Below are 17,914 nucleotides of genomic sequence, written 5' to 3'. Positions count from 1 at the left end.
AACTACCGCTATCGCGAGCAGGCTCACTCCTACAAGGGGTTAGTGGTGTTCTTGTGATCAGTGAAAAGGATGCTCGGGACTGTCGATCGGCGTCAGCCCATTGCGCCGCCAGAACTCGCCATACCCCCGCACGACAAATCCGCCACTGCGCGCCACCCACTGCTCGCGACGCATCCAGTACACCTTGGGCAAGTCGTACCAGGCCAGCCCCGGCAAATCATGATGGACCAGATGAAAGTTGAGGTTGAGAAACATCCAGCGCCATGGCCACCCGGCTTCGTTGAGCACCGTGCGTTGCTCCGGCTGCGCATGGGGGCGGTGCTCGAAGTAGGAGCGGATCATCGCGATCGACAGCGCCGGCACGCTGATCAACAGCAGGTAATGCCACACCGGCAGGACGCTGTATCGGGCAATGAACCACAGCATCAGCAGGGTCGCGAAGCCGTGGGTCAGCCACATCAGCCATGCTTGGTAGTCAGCGTTTTTCAAGCGTTGTAGCTCCTCACGCGCCAACGCGGTCAACGCCAGCGGTGCGCCAATCACAACCCGGCCGAGTACGGTTTTGTTCAGCCAATGCATACCGCGCTCGAACAAAGAGCTGCCCTGCCAGTCGGCGGACTTCAAGTAACGGCTTTCCGGATCGACACCCGGCACGGTCAAATCCTCATCGCGGTGATGCAGCAAGTGGCTGTCGCGATAGAGCGTGTAGGGATACCACACGGCAAACGGTGGGTAGCCGAGGACTTTATTGACGATCGGCCAACGGGTCGGATGGCCGTGGAGCAGCTCATGCTGCAGTGACAACCACAGCACCAGCAACGGGATCAGCAGCAACGTACTCCAACCGCGACCCAGCCAAGCGCTGTTGAGGACAATGGCGAACCAGCCCGCATAAACAGCGATCAGCAACAGCCAGGTCGGCCATTCAGTACGGGCGGTAAAGCGTCGGCGCAGGGATTCGATTTGCTGGCGATGCTCGGCATCGAAATAAAAAGCCATGGCGTTGCTCGGAACGGGAGTAGTCCCCTTCTGTGCAACGACGCGGTTGAATCTTGCAGTTTATTTTTCGGACGGTGTGAAAGCCCGTGAACCGGGCTTTCGGTAGCGGTGATCAGTGGCCGAAGATGTCGACTTTCTTGGCTTTCTTTTCCGCGCGTTTTTCAATGGCGGTCTTGGCCGGTTTCTTCTTCGCGGCTTTCTTTGAATCCATACCTTTGGACATGATGCGTGCTCCACTCACAGGGGATGTGAGGTCAGGTATACACCTATCCGCAGGCGCGCGTTCTTTTATAATCGGCACTTTTCGAACCGATAGCGAAACCATGCCCGACATCCACTACAGCCAACTCGACGAATCGTTGTGGCCGCTGATGAACAAATTCTACCGCAGCCACCAGTCCTCGATGAAAGCCGTACGCGAGGCGCAGTTGTGGGTGGCGCGGCGCGGCGACATTGTGGCGGCGCTGTGTTTGCGGCCGGTAGCGGGCGGGCATTGGCTGACGGGGTTGTTTGTCGATCCGGAATGGCGGAAGCAAGGAATTGCCGCACAGTTGATTGGCGCCGCGATAAAAGACGTGAGCGAGCCGGTGTGGCTGTTTTGCCATCCGGATCTACGCGGGTTTTATGAGCGGCGCGGGTTCACGTTCGACCCGGCCCTGCCCCAGGCGATGGCGGAGCGGCTGAGCCGGTATGCGCGGAGCAAGCCGATGATTGCGATGGGACTGCACCCTTCGATCTGACCCAATTCCACCTGTAGGAGTGAGCCTGCTCGCGATAGCGGAGTATCAGTCACCGAATTTGTCACTGACAGACCGCTATCGCGAGCAGGCTCACTCCTACAGGGGAATTATGGTGGATTCGAATTAGTCGTCAGCCGCAGGATCCAGGTCGGGAAACATCACTTCGGTAAAGCCGAACTTGCTGAAATCGGTAATCCGCGACGGATACAGCCGGCCAATCAGGTGATCGCATTCATGCTGCACCACCCGCGCATGAAAGCCTGCGGCCACGCGCACAATCGGCTCGCCTTTCGGATCGAAGCCTTCGTAGCGAATCTGCTGATAACGATCCACCGCGCCGCGCAGGCCCGGCACCGACAGGCATCCTTCAAAACCCTCTTCGGTGAACGGGCTCAGCGGCGTGATCAGCGGGTTGATCAGGATCGTCTGCGGCACCGCTTCGGCGTCCGGGTAACGTTCGCTGTGCTCGAAGCCGAAGATCACCAGTTGCAGGTCAACGCCGATCTGCGGCGCGGCCAGGCCAACGCCGTTGACGCTTTCCATGGTCTGGAACATGTCATCGATCAGTTGCCACAGCTCTGGGCTGTCAAACATTTCGGCCGGCACGGGTGGGGCGATGCGCAGCAGGCGCTCGTCGCCCATTTTAAGAATTTCACGGATCATGGTCGGGCTTCATCAGTGTCCGGCTTGAGCGAATGATCGCGGCCCAGGCCCGAGACGTGTTGTTTGGGCGTTTCATCGGGGGTTTTGTCGCCCTTGTCCTTGCCTTCGGCGGACATGTGTTCGATGACCGCATTCATTTCCGCGCCCAGCAGCAACACCGCCGCGGAAATGTAGAAATACAGCAAGAGCACGATAATCGCACCGATGCTGCCATACATCGCGTTGTAGTTGGCGAAGGTTTTTACGTAAAAGGCAAAGCCCAGCGAGGCGATGATCCACACCACCACGGCCAGCACCGAACCTGGCGTGATAAAACGGAATTCCTGTCTGACGTCGGGCATCACGTAGTAGATCAGCGCCACGGCCACCATCATCAGAATCACGATCACCGGCCAGCGCGCAATCGTCCAGATGGTAACAATGACTTCTTCCAGCCCGACCTGCGCCGCAATCCAGCCCATCACCTGCGGCCCGAGCACCATCAGCGCGGCGGCGATCAACAGCATGCCGGCAATGCCGACGGTGTAGACGATCGACAATGGGAAACGCTTCCAGACCGGCCGGCCTTCAACCACGTCATACGCGGCGTTCATCGCGCTCATCATCAGCCGCACGCCGGCCGATGCGGTGTACAGAGCGATAACGATACCGATTGAAAGCAGGCCGCCCTTGGACTGCTGCAACTGATCGATCACCGGGTTGACCTGCTCCAGCGCCTGCGGCGGCAACACCAGCTCCGATTGCAGACGCAGCCAGGAGAAGAAATCCGGCAGGTGCAGAAAGCCGATCAGGGCAATCAGAAACAGAATGAACGGAAACAGCGAGAACAGCATCTGGTAGGCCAGTGCCGAGGCATAGGTCGACATCTCGTCGTCGATAAACTCGGTGACCGTGCGCACCATCACCCGGTGCAGGGGCAGACCTTTCATGTCCGGAAATATCATTCGCGTCTCCTTGCGCCGCAAAAGGTTGAAGTCGTGGCGACTCAGGGGCCGTTTTTTACCTCAAGGTAGCCTACTTGGCGATCCTTTGGCGGATGACCGCAGGGTTCTGATACAAAAACGGCCATCCTTGGATGGCCGCTCGGGTGATTCGTTCAAGGCTCGATTACGCCTTGTCGACGCCTTTCTTGACAGCGTCTTTGGCGTTGCCCACCGCTTGCTGGGCTTCGCCTTTTTTCTCTTGGACTTTGCCTTCCGCGTGGAGCCGGTCGTTGTCAGTAGCTTTGCCGACGCCTTGTTTGATGTTGCCGACGGCTTCGTTGGCCATGCCTTTTACTTTATCGCCTGTGCTACTCATGGTGTTCTCCGTGACGCATAAGGGAAGAAAAGTCAGTACGTAACGGTTGACCGGTACGCTTTGCGCCAAGTTTCAATTATTTTCCCGGGCATTTCGTCGTCGTGTGCAGGTTGCGCTTTATGTTTGCGTGCGTTGCCCCGAGAATGCGCTCCATAGGGGCGTTGCGCCCCAGGAACCGATCCGCAGGAATGTTATGAAACTCGATAAAAAGCAGGCCATCGCCCGTCGCAACCAGGAACTGGGCGGCGCCGTGCTGGGCAGCAACAATTGCCACTTCGCCGAACTGAACCGTAACCGCAACATCTGGTGGTTCGACCTGCCGGTGTCGCGCCTGGCCATCGGGCAGTACGAGTGGATCCACCTGCTGATGCACACGCCAGCCACCGACGAACTGCTGCACCTGAAAGTGCCGACGGTGTTCCTGCGCGAAAAGCTCGAAGGGCTGGTGATTCGCAATGAAGGCAAGCGCAAGGCCGCCTTGAGCCTGGAATTGAGTGCGGACAAGGATTCGTACCTGCAGGACATGCGACCGGCGGGAACCAACGTGAATTTTGCGCCGTTTCGTCAGTAACAGCTTCCCGAGCAGGCTCGCTCCCCCATTCAAACGCGTTCCGTCAGTGAGAACACCGTCAAATGTGGGAGCGAGCCTGCTCGCGAAGGCGGCTTCACAGTCGGCAGAAAACTAAAGTTTGCAGCTACAAAAAAGCCCCGCATCTGCGGGGCTTCGTGTTTAAGCGGCGCTCTTGGCCTTCAGCTTCTTCAGCTCTTCATCTCGCAGCTCACGACGCAGGATCTTGCCGACGTTGGTGGTCGGCAGCGCATCGCGAAACTCCACCGAACGCGGCACTTTGTAACCGGTGACGTTGGCGCGCATGTGGTCCATGACCTGTTCTTTGGTCAGGGTCACGCCCGGTTTGGCGACAATGAAAATCTTGATCGCTTCCCCTGATTTCTCGTCCGGCACGCCGATGGCCGCGCACTGCAACACGCCTGGCAGGGTCGCCAACACGTCTTCCAGTTCATTCGGGTACACGTTGAAGCCGGAGACCAGAATCATGTCTTTCTTGCGATCGACGATGCGCATGTAGCCGTCCGGCTGGATCAGCGCGATGTCGCCGGTCTTCAACCAGCCCTCGCTGTCGAGCATCTCGTCGGTGGCTTCCTGACGCTGCCAGTAGCCCTTCATCACTTGCGGGCCCTTGACGCACAGTTCGCCGATTTCGCCCAGCGGCTGCTCGACACCGGCGTCGTCGATGACTTTGCACAGGGTCGACGGCACCGGAATGCCGATGGTGCCGATCTGGATGTGCTGGATCGGGTTGACCGTGGCCACCGGACTGGTTTCGGTCATGCCGTAGCCTTCACAGATGGCGCAGCCGGTCACGGTTTTCCAGCGCTCGGCTGCCGCCAGTTGCAGGGCCATGCCGCCGGACAGGGTGACTTTCAGCGCCGAGAAGTCCAGCTTGCGGAAGGCTTCGTTGTTGCACAGGGCCACAAACAAGGTGTTGAGGCCGACAAAACCGCTGAACTTCCACTTCGACAGTTCCTTGACCATCGCCGACAGGTCGCGCGGATTGCTGATCAGGATGTTGTGGTTGCCGATCAGCATCATCGCCATGCAGTGAAAGGTGAACGCATAGATGTGGTACAGCGGCAGCGGCGTGATCAGGATCTCGCAGCCTTCGTTGAGGTTGGAGCCCATCAGCGCCTTGCACTGCAGCATGTTGGCGACGAGGTTGCGATGGGTCAGCATCGCACCCTTGGCCACGCCTGTGGTGCCGCCGGTGTATTGCAGCACGGCGACATCGCCGCTGTCCGGGTTGGCTTCCGCTACTGGCTGGCCGTGCCCCTTGCTCAGCACATCGTTGAACTTGATGGCGTTGGGCAGGTGATAGGCCGGCACCATCTTCTTCACGTACTTGATGACGCTGTTGATCAGCAGGCGCTTGAGCGGTGGCAGCAGGTCGGCGACTTCAGTGACGATGACGTGCTTGACCCCGGTTTTCGGCACCACGGCTTGCGCCAGGTGCGCCATGTTGGCCAGGCAGACAAGCGCTTTGGCACCGGAATCGTTGAATTGGTGTTCCATCTCCCGCGCGGTGTACAGCGGGTTGGTGTTGACCACGATCAGCCCGGCGCGAATGGCACCGAAAACCGCGACCGGGTACTGCAGGACGTTGGGCAGTTGCACGGCGATTCGATCGCCGGGCTGCAAGTCGGTATGCTGTTGCAGATAGGCGGCAAACGCACCGGACAATTCGTACAGTTCACCGTAGGTGATTGTCTTGCCCAGGTTGCTGAAAGCCGGTTTGTCGGCGAAGCGTTGGCAGGATTGCTTCAACACTGCCTGAATGTTCGGATACTCGTCTGGATTGATGTCGGCAGCAATTCCAGCCGGGTATTTATCCTTCCAAAAGTCTTCGATCATGGAAGCCCACTCCTCAGCAACGCGAATTCTTCACCGCATTTGATGCGATTATTATTGGTGTGTGTTTTGTATTGGTGAATCTGGCTTTACAGAGGCCGAGAAGTCACAAAGCGCGCCGAGAGTAGCAGCTTTGCCAAGGGTCGACTAGAGCCAAACGTGGGCCCTACAGTCATATTGATGACTCAAGACTTGCCAGCAGTCATTTTAGAGCAAAAATCCTATAAACCTGTGAAAGCCCCGGTTTTCATGGGCACCAAACAAAGAATCGCGAGCAGGCTCACTCCTACAGGGAGTACACAGTTCCCTTGTAGGAGTGAGCCTGCTCGCGATCCGCGCAACGCACGGCCATTCACCGCTTAGGCGATATCCCGCAACTCACGCCGCAGAATTTTCCCTACAGGCGTCATCGGCAATGACTCACGCAACACAATGTGTTTGGGCACCTTGTAGGCGGTGAAATTCTCTTTGCAGTAGGCCTTCAGTTCTTCAAGGCTGACCCCGGACTCCCGCGCCACCACGAACAGCTTCACGGCCTCGCCCGAACGTTCGTCCGGCACGCCGATCACCGCACAGTTGGCGACTTTCGGGTGAGCCATGACCACGTCTTCGATTTCGTTGGGGTACACATTGAAGCCCGAGACAATGATCATGTCCTTCTTGCGGTCGACGATGCGCACAAAACCGTCCGGGTCGATCACGGCAATGTCGCCAGACTTGAACCAGCCGTCGGCATCCAGCACTTCGGCAGTGGCTTCGGGTTTGTTCCAGTAGCCCTTCATGATCTGCGGGCCTTTGATGCACAACTCGCCGCGCTCGCCCAGGGGCAGCTCGGCACCGTCATCATCGATGACTTTGAGCAAAGTGCCCGGCACCGGCAGGCCCACCGTGCCCAGGCGCGACTGGTCGCCGTACGGGTTGGTGCAGGCCACCGGCGAGGTTTCGGTCAGACCGTAACCTTCAGTGATGCGACACCCGGTGATCTGCTCCCAACGCTCGGCGGTGGCCTTGACCAGCGCGGTGCCGCCGGAGTTGGTGAGTTTCAGGCTGGAGAAATCCAAAGTCTTGAAATCCGGATGGTCCATCAGCGCCACAAACAAGGTGTTCAAGCCGAGCAACGCCGAGAAGCGCCAGTTTTTCAGTTCCTTGATGAAGCCGGCGATATCGCGCGGATTGGTGATCAGTACGTTGTGATTGCCCGAGACCATCATGCACATGCAGTTCGCGGTGAAGGCATAGATGTGGTACAGCGGCAGCGGCGCGACCATCACTTCCTGCCCTTCGCGCAGCAGCGGCTGACCATCCGGCCCGAGCTGCGCCAGACAGGCGCGCACCTGCTGCATGTTCGCCACCAGATTGCCATGGGTGAGCATCGCGCCCTTGGCCAGGCCCGTGGTGCCGCCGGTGTATTGCAGCACGGCAATGTCGTCGAGGCCGACGCTCAACGGTTTGATACCCAGGCCCCGGCCCAGACGCAGCGCACTCTTGAACGAGGTCGCCTGCGGCAGCGAATACGCCGGGACCATTTTTTTCACTTTGCTGACCACGGTGTTGACCAGCCAGCCCTTGGCAGTGGGCATCAGATCGCCCATCTTCGCTTCGATCAGGTACTGGATGTCCGTGTCGGGCAGCACTTCCTGGACTTTCTGCCCGAACACGTTCAGGTACACCAGCGCCCGCGCGCCGGAGTCCTTGAACTGGTGACGCATCTCGCGCGCGGTGTACAGCGGATTGGTATTGACCACGATCAGCCCGGCACGCAAAGCGCCGAACACCGCAATCGGATAATGCAGGACGTTAGGCATCTGCACCGCGATGCGATCCCCCGGCACCAGATCGGTATGCGCTTGCAGATAGCCGGCGAACGCGGCGCTCTGACGTTCGAGTTCGGCGTAAGTCAGGGTGATACCCATGTTGCTGAACGCCGGACGATCGGCGAATTTTTTGCAGGAACGCTCGAACACCTCGATCACCGACTTGAACTCACCCATGTCGATGTCCAGCGGTACGCCGGCCGGGCGTTTGTCGTTCCAGAAATCAGGTTGCATTGTTCTTGTCCTCTTTACCTGAGCCGATCCGGGCCGCGTTTCTGTCATTTCTCGCTCATCCGTTGAGCGGGAAAGCAAAAAGCGGAGCTTCACGGACACTAGCAGTTATGGCCAATCAGGCAAATATGGGTAAAGCCGTCATTGACCGTGTGAATCTTCCTGCCGTGGCGTGGGCTGATCAGACGCGCTATACATGTGCCGACCCTGAGCAAAGGAATCGCCATGATCCACGACACCCTATGGCTGGATGCGAGTGACCGCAGCCGCCTGTACGTCAATCGCTGGCTGCCGGGCGCGCCGTTGAAAGCGGTGATTCTGATAGCCCATGGCATGGCTGAACACAGCGGTCGCTACGCCAGACTCGCCGACACGTTTTGCGACAAAGACTACGGTGTGTACGCCCCGGATCTGCGCGGACATGGCCGAACCGCCGACAACGGCACCCTCGGCCACTTCGCCGATGACGACGGCTGGCGCAAAGTGCTCGGCGACCTCGCCAGCCTCAACCAGCACATCGGCCAGCAACACCCCGGCGTGCCGATTATCCTGCTCGGCCACAGCATGGGCAGCTACCTCGCTCAAGGCTATTTGCTGCACCACAGTGCCAGCCTGCAGGGGGCGATACTCAGCGGTTCCAATTTCCAGCCGGTCGCCCTGTATCGCGCCGCCCGCCAGATCGCGCGTCTGGAAAAGCTGCGTCAGGGCGGCAAGGGCCGCAGTGCGCTGATCGAGTGGCTGTCGTTCGGCTCGTTCAACCATAAATTCAAACCGGTGCGTACCCGTTTCGACTGGCTCAGCCGCGATCCGCTGGAAGTCGACCGCTACGCCAGCGATCCTTTATGCGGCTTTCGCTGCACCAATCAGCTGTGGATCGACCTGCTCGGCGGGTTGCAGCAAATCAGCAAAGCGTCCAATCTCGCCCAGATCGATCCGGGCCTGCCGCTGCTGGTGATTGGCGGCGAATGTGATCCGGTGAGCGAGGGCAAGCGTCTGACTGATCTGGCCAATGCCCTGCGCGCGGCGGGCAGCCAGCACCTGCACCTGAAGATCTACCCGCAGGCCCGGCACGAATTGTTCAACGAAACCAATCGCGATGAAGTCAGCGCCGATGTGCTGGCCTGGATCGACCAGGCCCTGAGCCATCCGCGCCGCCATCGCAGCGAATAACTTTTTATGGATTGATTCAATCCGTCACAGGAATCGAGACCGATGACCCAGGTTACCAACATCCCTTACGAAGCCCTCGAAGTCGGCCAGACCGCCAGTTACAGCAAGACCGTCGAGGAGCGCGACATTCAGCTGTTCGCGGCCATGTCGGGCGACCACAACCCGGTGCACCTGGACGCCGAGTTCGCCGCCGCCAGCATGTTCAAGGAGCGAATCGCCCACGGCATGTTCAGCGGTGCGCTGATCAGCGCCGCCGTTGCCTGCGAATTGCCTGGGCCGGGGACTATCTATATCGGTCAGCAGATGAGCTTTCAGAAGCCGGTGAAGATTGGCGACACGCTGACGGTGCGCCTGGAAATTCTCGAGAAACTGCCGAAGTTTCGCGTGCGCATTGCCACTCGCGTGTTCAACCAGCGTGATGAATTGGTGGTGGATGGCGAGGCGGAGATTCTCGCGCCGCGCAAGCAGCAGACGGTGACGTTGCCGACTTTGCCAGCGATCAGTATTGGCTGATTGGCTGCGCAAAATAAAAGTGGGAGCGAGCCTGCTCGCGAAGGGGTCGTATCAGCAACATCAGAGTTGCATGACACACCGCATTCGCGAGCAAGCCCGCTCCCACATTTTGTTTCAGTGACGCTTACGAGTTGGCGCGAGCCTGGTTACGCAGGGCTTTCACTTGATCGTGGTTGCGTTGTACGCCGTGGTACTGACGCTCAACCAGATCCTTGATGCCCACCAGGTTGTGCTTGTTGATTTTCTCGATGGCTTCACGATAAGCCTTCAGCGCATGGTCTTCACCGCGCTCGGCTTCGTTCAGAACGGCCTCTTCGTCCTTGCCGGTGAACATCGCTTTGACGTCGACCCAGCGACGGTGCAGGTCGCCGCTGACGCTGGTCGAAGTTTCCGGATCGCCACCCAGCGAGCGCACCTGAGCTTGCAGCTCGGCAGCAGCGGTAGCGCAGTCGGCGGAGCGCTGCACAAACAGGGTTTTCAGTTCAGGGTGCTTGATGTCTTCGGCGCAAGTCTTGAACCCTTCCTGACCGTCCTTGCAGGTTTCAATCAGGTCGTTGAGTACAGAAATGGCTTCTTTATTCATGTCGGTCATTTTTCAATTCCTTGCGATGGGTTGAAGATGCAAGGGATATTGCAGTGTGCGTGCCAGCTTCGCTTATCAGATTAAACCCTTTAATTTCAATACGTTACATATAGAGCAAAAATCTGTATTCCTGTTATTTGCATGATCTGTCATTTGGCCTGCATGCAGAATGCCTGTATTTTCCAGTTTGTTTTAAAGCCAGACGAAAACGCGATGAATCCTGAAAAACTCGAATTGCTGATCACCCGCGAAATGCCCTTCGGCAAATACAAGGGACGGATCATTGCCGACCTGCCGGGGCCCTATCTGAACTGGTTCGCCCGCGAAGGCTTTCCCCATGGCGAACTTGGCGGTCTGTTGGCGTTGATGCAGGAGATCGACCACAACGGCCTGTCGGACCTGCTTGAACCGCTGCGCGCCAAACACGGCAAACCCGCTCCGCGTCATTGAAGCGCCCTCCTCTTTCAGAGCTGACCGACCATGCCCGATAACACCCGCCGCGCCCGTGACGAAGCGTTCTGGATGACGTTCGCCGACCGTTACGATGCACAACCCGGCCCCGTGAACCTGGAGAACGGCTACTTCGGGCGCATGTCGCGCACGGTGATCGAGGAGTACCACCGCAACATCGAGCTGATCAACACCAGCAACTCGGTGTATGTGCGCCAGCGTTTCGAGCAACAGGACAGCCTCGACATTCGCGCACAACTGGCCGAGCTGCTCGGCGTGCACGCGCAGTGCGTGGCGTTCACCCGCAACGCCACCGAAGGCCTGCAATCGCTGATCCGCAATTACAACCGCCTGCAACCGGGCGATCAGGTGCTGATCTGCGATCTCGAATACGACACGGTCAAAGGCGCAATGCGCTGGCTGGCCCGGCAGCGCGGCGCCGAGGTCATCGAGATCGACCACACGCACCCGGCCAGTTTCGACAGCCTGCTGGCGACCTACCGCGCGGCGTTTATCGCTCACCCGAAACTCAAGCTGATGGCCCTGACGCACGTCACGCACCGCACAGGCCTGGTGATGCCAGTGGCAGCCATCGCCGCGCTCGCCAAGGAATATGGCGTCGACATCATCCTCGACGGTGCCCACGCGCTCGGCCAGGTCGAGTTCAATCTGGAGGCACTGGGCATCGCGTTCGCCGGATACAACCTGCACAAATGGATCGGCGCACCGCTGACCCTGGGCTTTGTCTACATCGCGCCGCAGCGTCTGGCCGACATCGACCCGGACATGGGCGAAACGCACTTCCCGGGCAACGATATCCGTGCACGAACCTCGTACAGCACGCCGAACATTCCCGCGTTGATGACGTTGCCGCTGGTACTCGAAGAGCATCGTTCCCTCGGCGGCGCCCCGGCCAAAGGTGCGCGGCTCAACTATCTGCGCAATCTATGGGTCAGCGCGGTGCGGCACCTGCCGGGCATCGAGGTGATGACGCCCGACGATCCACGGTTGTACTGCGGCATCACCTCGCTGCGTTTCACCCGGCACGACGATCAGCAAGCGATGGCCGAGCGCCTGCTCAACGAATACAACCTGTTCAGCGTGGTGCGTCACGGCGCCGCCAGCGGGCCGAGCATTCGCATCACACCAGGGCTGACCACCACGGCAGCCGAGATGGAACTGCTGGTGCGGGCGCTGAACCAGCTGCGCTAAAACGGCACACCGACGTTTTTTTCGTAGCCCTCGAGGCCGAGCTGCGACGACACGGCAAAGGTATCGATGCCGAGCGTCTGCCAAGCGAAGGCGCCGTCCTCGAAGTCATCGCCGGCAATCGGCTGCAACATCAGTTGCAGCGCGTCATCGGCGCGGGGTTCACAGCCGCAGCGGCCGGGCAAGTGCAAGGTTCCGGCCCACGCCTCATGATCGGCTCGCGCGCCCGCATCGTCGCCTGGAATGTACACGTTCAGGGTAAGGCAGGAAGTGCCCGCTATCAGACGATCCGGACAGACACTGGTGAAACGGACGACGCCGTGGCTATCGGTCGATTGACTGCCGCGCAGATAGACGTCGGTATCGATTGCCTGCTGAATACGCACCAGCGCGCGGTTAACCGGTTCGCCGGTCATGGCATCGACCAGCGACAGCCGCAGGATCAGTGGCAGGCCCTCGACGCCTCGGCTGATGTTGCGCACCTCGGCTTCGGCTGAGCGCCAATCGGGCCCGCCAGGGGCTGACCGTTGCGGTTGATAAAGGGAGTGTGGCGTAGGGGTCAGAGACTGAAGGTCGTCCATGAGGCGTTCTCTCTTCCATAAGATGAACGCAGGTTAACCTTGGGAAAAAGCCCGTGTGCGTTAACTATGTATCGCAACATGTACGGGCACTTTTCTCAGCACAAAAAAAACGGTGCGCCGACCAAGCGCACCGAAAAGCCGTAGAACACACAACGAAGTGTAGGGGTGACGATCAGTCCAGCAGCGCCAGGGCTTCGGCAGTGCATTCCTGAATACGGGCCCAGTCGCCGTTCTTGATCCACTCCGGATCAAGCATCCAGCTACCGCCCACGCACATGACGTTTTTCAATGCCATGTAGCTCTTGATGTTGGCCGGGCTCACGCCGCCGGTCGGGCAGAATTTCACTTCACCGAACGGGCCGCCCAACGCTTTGATCGCCGCGACGCCGCCACTGACTTCCGCCGGGAACAGCTTGAAGCGGCGATAGCCCAGACCGTAGCCTTCCATGATGCCCGAGGCGTTGCTTATGCCCGGCAACAGCGGAATCGGGCTGTCGACGCTGGCTTCGAGCAGGTCGCGGGTGATGCCTGGGGTGACGATGAACTGCGAACCGGCCGCTTCGGCTGCCGCGAGCATGTTGCGGTCAAGCACGGTGCCGGCGCCGGTCATCAGTTCCGGGCGCTGTTCGCGCAGGATCTGGATGGCCTTGAGGCCGAATTGCGAACGCAGGGTCACTTCCAGCGCGGTCAGGCCACCGGCGGCGAGCGCGTCGGCCAGTGGCAGCACGTCCTGTTCGCGAGCGATGGTGATCACCGGCAAGATCCGCGCCTTGGCGCAGAGACTGTCGATCAGGGCAACTTTGTCCGCCATGGAAACGGTCGGGGATAGGGTTGTCATAGCGGCTGTTCCTTGGCTCATGGGCACCAGTAGATCTCTAACGTAGGTTGCAGGAACGCGCGCACCGGCATGGCCGCGACGTCATCGGATGCCAGCGCGGCATTCAGGGTGGTCAGTTTCGACTGACCGGAAATCGACAGAATCTTGTGTCGGGCCGACGCCAGCAATGCCCGACTCATGGTCAGGCGCTGACGCGGCACGCTTGGCGCGAGCATCGGCCAGCAACGACGCGTGCCGTCGGCTTGCAGGGCTTCGGCGAGGTTCGGGCTGTCTGGAAACAACGACGCGGTGTGACCGTCATCGCCCATGCCCAGCACCAGCACATCAATCGCCGGCAGTTCAGCGAGCAAGCGGTCGGCCTGTTCGGCGGCCTGTTCGACATTCGCCGCAGCGCTGTAGAGGCTGAGGAACTGCGCCTTGGCCGCCGGGCCCTTGAGCAGGTACTGCTTGAGCAGACCGGCGTTGCTGTCGGCATGTTCAACCGGCACCCAGCGCTCGTCGGCGAGGGTGATCACGACGTTCGACCAGTCCAGTTCCTGCTTGGCCAGGTGCTGGAAAAACGCCACCGGGCTACGCCCCCCGGACACCACCAGCACCGCATTGCCGCGTGCCGCAATGGCTTCGCTCAGTTGCTTGGCAACGTTCAGCGCCAAGCCTTCGGCCAGCAGCACCGGGCTCTTGAATTCGTGGGCATTCACGCCCGCTGGCAGTTGCACATCAGATATCGCCATACCACGACCTCCCATCCCGCGTGATCAGTGCAATGGAGCTCATCGGCCCCCACGACCCGGCCGCATACGGCTTGGGCGCGTCACCGGATTTTTTCCATCCGGCGATCAACTGGTCACACCACTTCCACGCGGCTTCGATTTCATCTTTACGGACAAACAGGTTCTGATTGCCGTTCATCACTTCCAGCAACAACCGCTCGTAGGCATCGGGGATCCGCGCGCTACGCCAGGTGTCGGAGAAATTCAGTTGCAGCGGCCCGCTGCGCAGTTGCATGCCTTTGTCCAGGCCCTGCTCCTTGGTCATCACGCGCAAGGAAATGCCTTCGTCCGGTTGCAGGCGGATGATCAGCTTGTTACTGATCTGCAAGCGCTGCTCGGGGGCGAAAATGTAGTGCGACGGTTCCTTGAAATGGATGACGATCTGCGACAGCTTCTGCGGCATGCGCTTGCCGGTACGCAGGTAGAACGGCACGCCGGCCCAGCGCCAGTTACGGATGTCGGCACGCAGGGCGACGAAGGTTTCGGTGTCGCTCTGGGTATTGGAGTTGGGTTCTTCGAGATAGCCCGGAACGGATTTGCCTTCGCTGTGGCCGGCGATGTACTGGCCGCGCACCACTTGCGTGGTCAGGCCTTCCGGGCTGATCGGCGCCAGCGCTTTGAGCACTTTCACTTTCTCGTCACGGATGCTGTCGGCGGACAGGTCGGCCGGCGGGTCCATGGCAATCAGGCACAGCAGCTGCAACAGGTGATTCTGGATCATGTCGCGCAGTTGGCCGGCCTTGTCGAAATAGCCCCAACGGCCTTCGATGCCGACCTTCTCGGCCACGGTGATTTCCACGTGGGAGATGTAATTCTGGTTCCACTGGGTTTCGAACAGGCTGTTGGCGAAACGCAGGGCGATCAGGTTCTGAACGGTTTCTTTGCCCAGGTAGTGGTCGATGCGGTAGGTGCGGTCTTCCGGGAAGAACTGCGCCACGGCATCGTTAACCTTGCGCGAAGATTCGAGGTCCGAACCGATCGGCTTTTCCAGCACCACGCGGGTGTTCGCGGCCAGACCAACTTTTTCCAGGTTTTCGCAGATCGCGCCGTATACAGCCGCCGGGGTGGCGAAATAGGCAATCATGCGCTGGCTGCTGCCGGCCTGTTCGGCCAGCGCGACGTAGTCGTCAGCCTTGAGAAAGTCGACGTGCAGATAAGTCAGGCGCGCCAGAAAGCGCTCGGCCACGGTTTCGTTCAGTTCTTTGCCGACATAGCGGCGCAGTTCGGCGGCAATAAACGCCAAGTGCTGCTGCTCGGTACCGGCTTCACGGGCCAACGCGATGATGCGCGTGTCCTCATGCAGCAGATCGGCGCCATCGAGGTGATAAAGGGCAGGAAACAGCTTGCGCAGGGCCAGATCGCCCAACGCGCCGAACAAGGCAAAGGTGCACGGTTCAACCGTAATCGAAGGCATGATGTTTGTTCTTTTATCAAGTTAAGCTACAAATACCTTTTTTCAAGGCATCACTCAAGGGAAAATGTAGTAATAACCACAACATTTTCGCAAAATACACATTCCGTGTGGTGGTCGGTCAGAGCCATCAGTAGGATAGGCCACCGTCACGGGCCATATCAAAGGCCCGATTTGCATAACCCCGCGCGTCCTTGCGCAGGTGAATTAGGAATGTCATATGGACCGCGTGCGAAATTTACTGGAACAGATCCAGAGTCGCCTTGAAGAGCTGAACAAGGCCGAACGCAAAGTGGCCGAAGTGATCCTGCTCAACCCGCAGCAGGCCACCCGCTTCAGCATCGCCGCCCTCGCCCAGGCGGCGTCGGTGAGCGAACCGACGGTCAACCGTTTCTGCCGCTCGTTCGGCGTCAGCGGCTACCCCGAGCTCAAGCTGCAACTGGCGCAGAGCCTGGCCAGTGGCGCGGCGTATGTCAGCCGGGCAGTCGAGGCCGACGACAATCCCGAAGCGTACACGCAGAAAATTTTCGGCAGCGCCATTGCATCGTTGGACAGTGCATGTCAGGCACTCGATCCGAACCTGATCAGCCGCGCCGTCGACCTGTTGATTCAGGCGCGGCAGATTCACTTTTTCGGCCTCGGCGCTTCGGCCCCGGTGGCGCTGGATGCGCAGCACAAATTCTTCCGTTTCAATCTGGCCGTTACCGCCCACGCTGATGTGCTGATGCAACGGATGATCGCTTCGGTGGCGCACACCGGCGAGCTGTTCGTGATCATTTCCTACACCGGGCGTACCCGCGAGCTGGTGGAAGTGGCGCGGATTGCCCGTGAGAACGGTGCTTCGGTGCTGGGCCTGACCGCCGAGAATTCGCCGCTGGCCAAGGCCAGTACCCTGAGCCTGAACATTCCGCTGCCGGAAGACACCGACATTTATATGCCGATGACTTCGCGGATCATTCAGTTGACCGTGCTGGATGTGCTGGCAACGGGGATGACCCTGCGCCGTGGTGTGGATTTCCAGCCGCATTTGCGCAAGATCAAAGAGAGCCTGAATGCGAGCCGGTATCCGGTGGGTGACGAGTTCAATTGATCCAAAATCTCGGCTGACTGGATAATCGCCATCGCGAGCAGGCTCACTCCTACATTTGAAACGCATTCCCCCTGTAGGAGTGAGCCTGCTCGCGATGAGGCCAGCGGCAGCAACACAGAATCAGGCCGCCGCCCACGCCTGCAAACTCAAATGCGCCTTCTCCCCCGGCGCCAGATGCAGACTGTCGGTGCCGCCCGCCGCTGCTTCCACGCAGACGAACTCGCAAATCTCATCCCAACTCACCCCCAACAGCGGCCGTGACCCCGGGTGCCAGACCACTGTGTCACCACTGTCACCCGTATCAATGCACAACTCACGCTGCCAGGCGTGGTCCTTGAGCTGCAATTCGCCGTCATGCTGAAACACCCGCTGGCAGCCGCCATCAACCCGCAACTCACCTTCCTGCTGACAAACCTGACGGTTCAACTGGTCATAGCCCTGCGCGCCTTCGAGGCCAGACAGCGCTATCTCACCAACATCGCCAATACGCCAGTAAGCGTGCAACGCCTGGCTCAACTGGCAGGGCATGTCGTCCTGATGCTCGGTGCTCAGACGTAACTCCATGCGTTCGCCCAGATGCGCGTGCAGGTCGACTTGCCAGTCGCACAGCTGCAATTGCCAATGCAGGCGCACGCCATCCTCGGCGCTGCTGCTGTCGAGCAGTTTCCAGTCAAGCAATCGCGCCCAACCGTGGGACGGCCACGCGTTTTCGCTCGGGTGGCGGCCATACCACGGCCAGCACACCGGTACGCCACCGCGAATCGCGCCGACATGCGGCCACTTCGCCGCACACCATAACCACGGCTTTTGCCCGCGCGGTTGAAAGTGCAGCAACTGCGCGCCCTGACGACTGAACACCGCCTGACACAGCGGATGATCGATCACCAACACGTCGCGCAACTGATAGCGCTCCCAGGCGAACACCGGTCGCTCGCGCAGGGACTTGAAGAAGCGTTGCAGCGGATGCTCATGCATTGGCTACGGTCCTGAAAATCATGGGGGTACTCAATTACCTATGTGACCGGTTAATACTGTGGCGAGGGGGTTTATCCCCGCTGGGTTGCGAAGCGGCCCCAGAACCATTCACTGAGGTGTATCAGCCAGACCGCGTTTTCTGGGTTTGCGACT

At 59.6% G+C, this 17,914-nt stretch carries 19 protein-coding genes; 7 read left to right on the top strand and 12 right to left on the bottom strand.

The genetic code is table 11. The features are described from left to right. Nucleotides 1-57: 57 nt before the first annotated feature. Nucleotides 58-999, bottom strand: a complete 942-nt coding sequence (locus tag HU765_RS12095) for a fatty acid desaturase (RefSeq protein WP_186620680.1) — start codon at nucleotides 997-999, stop codon at nucleotides 58-60. Between the two features lie 323 nt (nucleotides 1,000-1,322). On the opposite strand from HU765_RS12095, the gene HU765_RS12090 reads away from it, so the two are divergent. After that, nucleotides 1,323-1,739: a GNAT family N-acetyltransferase gene (locus HU765_RS12090; RefSeq protein ID WP_186620679.1), complete on the top strand. Its 417-nt coding sequence runs from the start codon at nucleotides 1,323-1,325 to the stop codon at nucleotides 1,737-1,739. Nucleotides 1,740-1,862: 123 nt separating this feature from the next. Here HU765_RS12090 and def read toward each other — a convergent pair whose 3' ends face one another. The 3 genes from def to HU765_RS12075 all read right to left on the bottom strand — a co-directional run bounded on the left by def (nucleotide 1,863) and on the right by HU765_RS12075 (nucleotide 3,701). Then, nucleotides 1,863-2,402 carry a peptide deformylase gene (gene def, locus HU765_RS12085; protein WP_186620678.1) on the bottom strand — a complete coding sequence of 180 codons (540 nt, stop codon included), beginning with the start codon at nucleotides 2,400-2,402 and terminating at the stop codon, nucleotides 1,863-1,865. Next, nucleotides 2,399-3,346, bottom strand: a complete 948-nt coding sequence (locus HU765_RS12080) for a YihY/virulence factor BrkB family protein (protein ID WP_186550636.1) — start codon at nucleotides 3,344-3,346, stop codon at nucleotides 2,399-2,401. The genes def and HU765_RS12080 overlap by 4 nt, the downstream gene beginning before the upstream one ends. A 163-nt stretch (nucleotides 3,347-3,509) precedes the next feature. Beyond that, entirely contained in the window at nucleotides 3,510-3,701 is a 192-nt protein-coding gene (locus HU765_RS12075; protein WP_186550634.1) for a CsbD family protein, read from the bottom strand. Between the two features lie 193 nt (nucleotides 3,702-3,894). On the opposite strand from HU765_RS12075, the gene HU765_RS12070 reads away from it, so the two are divergent. After that, a complete protein-coding gene (locus tag HU765_RS12070) occupies nucleotides 3,895-4,272 on the top strand; it encodes a hypothetical protein (protein WP_119427887.1) in 378 nt (125 codons plus the stop codon). 159 nt (nucleotides 4,273-4,431) lie between these two features. Here the strand turns inward: HU765_RS12070 and fadD1 are convergent, their stop codons facing one another. Both fadD1 and fadD2 read right to left on the bottom strand, forming a co-directional pair. Further along, entirely contained in the window at nucleotides 4,432-6,129 is a 1,698-nt protein-coding gene (gene fadD1 / locus HU765_RS12065) for a long-chain-fatty-acid--CoA ligase FadD1 (protein WP_186550632.1), read from the bottom strand. 356 nt (nucleotides 6,130-6,485) lie between these two features. Further along, entirely contained in the window at nucleotides 6,486-8,174 is a 1,689-nt protein-coding gene (gene fadD2 / locus HU765_RS12060; protein ID WP_186620677.1) for a long-chain-fatty-acid--CoA ligase FadD2, read from the bottom strand. A gap of 222 nt (nucleotides 8,175-8,396) precedes the next feature. On the opposite strand from fadD2, the gene HU765_RS12055 reads away from it, so the two are divergent. Beyond that, a complete protein-coding gene (locus HU765_RS12055; protein WP_186620676.1) occupies nucleotides 8,397-9,341 on the top strand; it encodes an alpha/beta hydrolase in 945 nt (314 codons plus the stop codon). Between the two features lie 42 nt (nucleotides 9,342-9,383). Then, a complete protein-coding gene (locus HU765_RS12050) occupies nucleotides 9,384-9,854 on the top strand; it encodes a MaoC family dehydratase (RefSeq protein WP_003227420.1) in 471 nt (156 codons plus the stop codon). A 124-nt stretch (nucleotides 9,855-9,978) separates the two neighbouring features. Here HU765_RS12050 and HU765_RS12045 read toward each other — a convergent pair whose 3' ends face one another. Further along, on the bottom strand, nucleotides 9,979-10,446 hold the full coding sequence (locus tag HU765_RS12045) for a PA2169 family four-helix-bundle protein (RefSeq protein WP_186620674.1): 468 nt from the start codon (nucleotides 10,444-10,446) through the stop codon (nucleotides 9,979-9,981). 204 nt (nucleotides 10,447-10,650) lie between these two features. Between HU765_RS12045 and HU765_RS12040 the strand changes: the two genes are divergently transcribed. Next, nucleotides 10,651-10,887 (top strand): DUF3820 family protein, encoded by a 237-nt coding sequence (locus HU765_RS12040; RefSeq protein WP_003227425.1) that lies wholly within the window; start codon nucleotides 10,651-10,653, stop codon nucleotides 10,885-10,887. Nucleotides 10,888-10,917: 30 nt separating this feature from the next. Further along, nucleotides 10,918-12,099 (top strand): aminotransferase class V-fold PLP-dependent enzyme, encoded by a 1,182-nt coding sequence (locus HU765_RS12035; RefSeq protein WP_186620672.1) that lies wholly within the window; start codon nucleotides 10,918-10,920, stop codon nucleotides 12,097-12,099. Here the strand turns inward: HU765_RS12035 and HU765_RS12030 are convergent. From HU765_RS12030 to zwf, 4 genes are all read right to left on the bottom strand, one after another. Next, nucleotides 12,096-12,677, bottom strand: coding sequence for a hypothetical protein (locus HU765_RS12030; protein ID WP_186620670.1), 582 nt, complete (start codon nucleotides 12,675-12,677; stop codon nucleotides 12,096-12,098). The two genes, HU765_RS12035 and HU765_RS12030, sit on opposite strands and share 4 nt — an antisense overlap. 172 nt (nucleotides 12,678-12,849) lie before the next feature. Further along, on the bottom strand, nucleotides 12,850-13,515 hold the full coding sequence (locus HU765_RS12025) for a bifunctional 4-hydroxy-2-oxoglutarate aldolase/2-dehydro-3-deoxy-phosphogluconate aldolase (protein ID WP_186550621.1): 666 nt from the start codon (nucleotides 13,513-13,515) through the stop codon (nucleotides 12,850-12,852). 17 nt (nucleotides 13,516-13,532) lie between these two features. After that, nucleotides 13,533-14,246 carry a 6-phosphogluconolactonase gene (pgl, locus tag HU765_RS12020; RefSeq protein ID WP_186620668.1) on the bottom strand — a complete coding sequence of 238 codons (714 nt, stop codon included), beginning with the start codon at nucleotides 14,244-14,246 and terminating at the stop codon, nucleotides 13,533-13,535. Continuing rightward, entirely contained in the window at nucleotides 14,233-15,699 is a 1,467-nt protein-coding gene (gene zwf, locus HU765_RS12015; RefSeq protein WP_186550618.1) for a glucose-6-phosphate dehydrogenase, read from the bottom strand. The genes pgl and zwf overlap by 14 nt, the downstream gene beginning before the upstream one ends. Nucleotides 15,700-15,925: 226 nt before the next feature. On the opposite strand from zwf, the gene HU765_RS12010 reads away from it, so the two are divergent. Beyond that, nucleotides 15,926-16,786 carry a MurR/RpiR family transcriptional regulator gene (locus HU765_RS12010; RefSeq protein ID WP_169842436.1) on the top strand — a complete coding sequence of 287 codons (861 nt, stop codon included), beginning with the start codon at nucleotides 15,926-15,928 and terminating at the stop codon, nucleotides 16,784-16,786. A 120-nt stretch (nucleotides 16,787-16,906) separates the two neighbouring features. On the opposite strand, the gene HU765_RS12005 is transcribed toward HU765_RS12010, so the two are convergent. Continuing rightward, nucleotides 16,907-17,761 carry a D-hexose-6-phosphate mutarotase gene (locus tag HU765_RS12005; protein ID WP_186620660.1) on the bottom strand — a complete coding sequence of 285 codons (855 nt, stop codon included), beginning with the start codon at nucleotides 17,759-17,761 and terminating at the stop codon, nucleotides 16,907-16,909. Nucleotides 17,762-17,914 lie beyond the last annotated feature (153 nt).

This window comes from Pseudomonas sp. SWRI81 (assembly GCF_014268545.1).
GTDB lineage: Bacteria > Pseudomonadota > Gammaproteobacteria > Pseudomonadales > Pseudomonadaceae > Aquipseudomonas > Aquipseudomonas hamedanensis.
The sequence above is the reverse complement of the archived record's forward strand: the minus strand, read 5'-3'. Positions and strand labels throughout refer to the sequence as shown.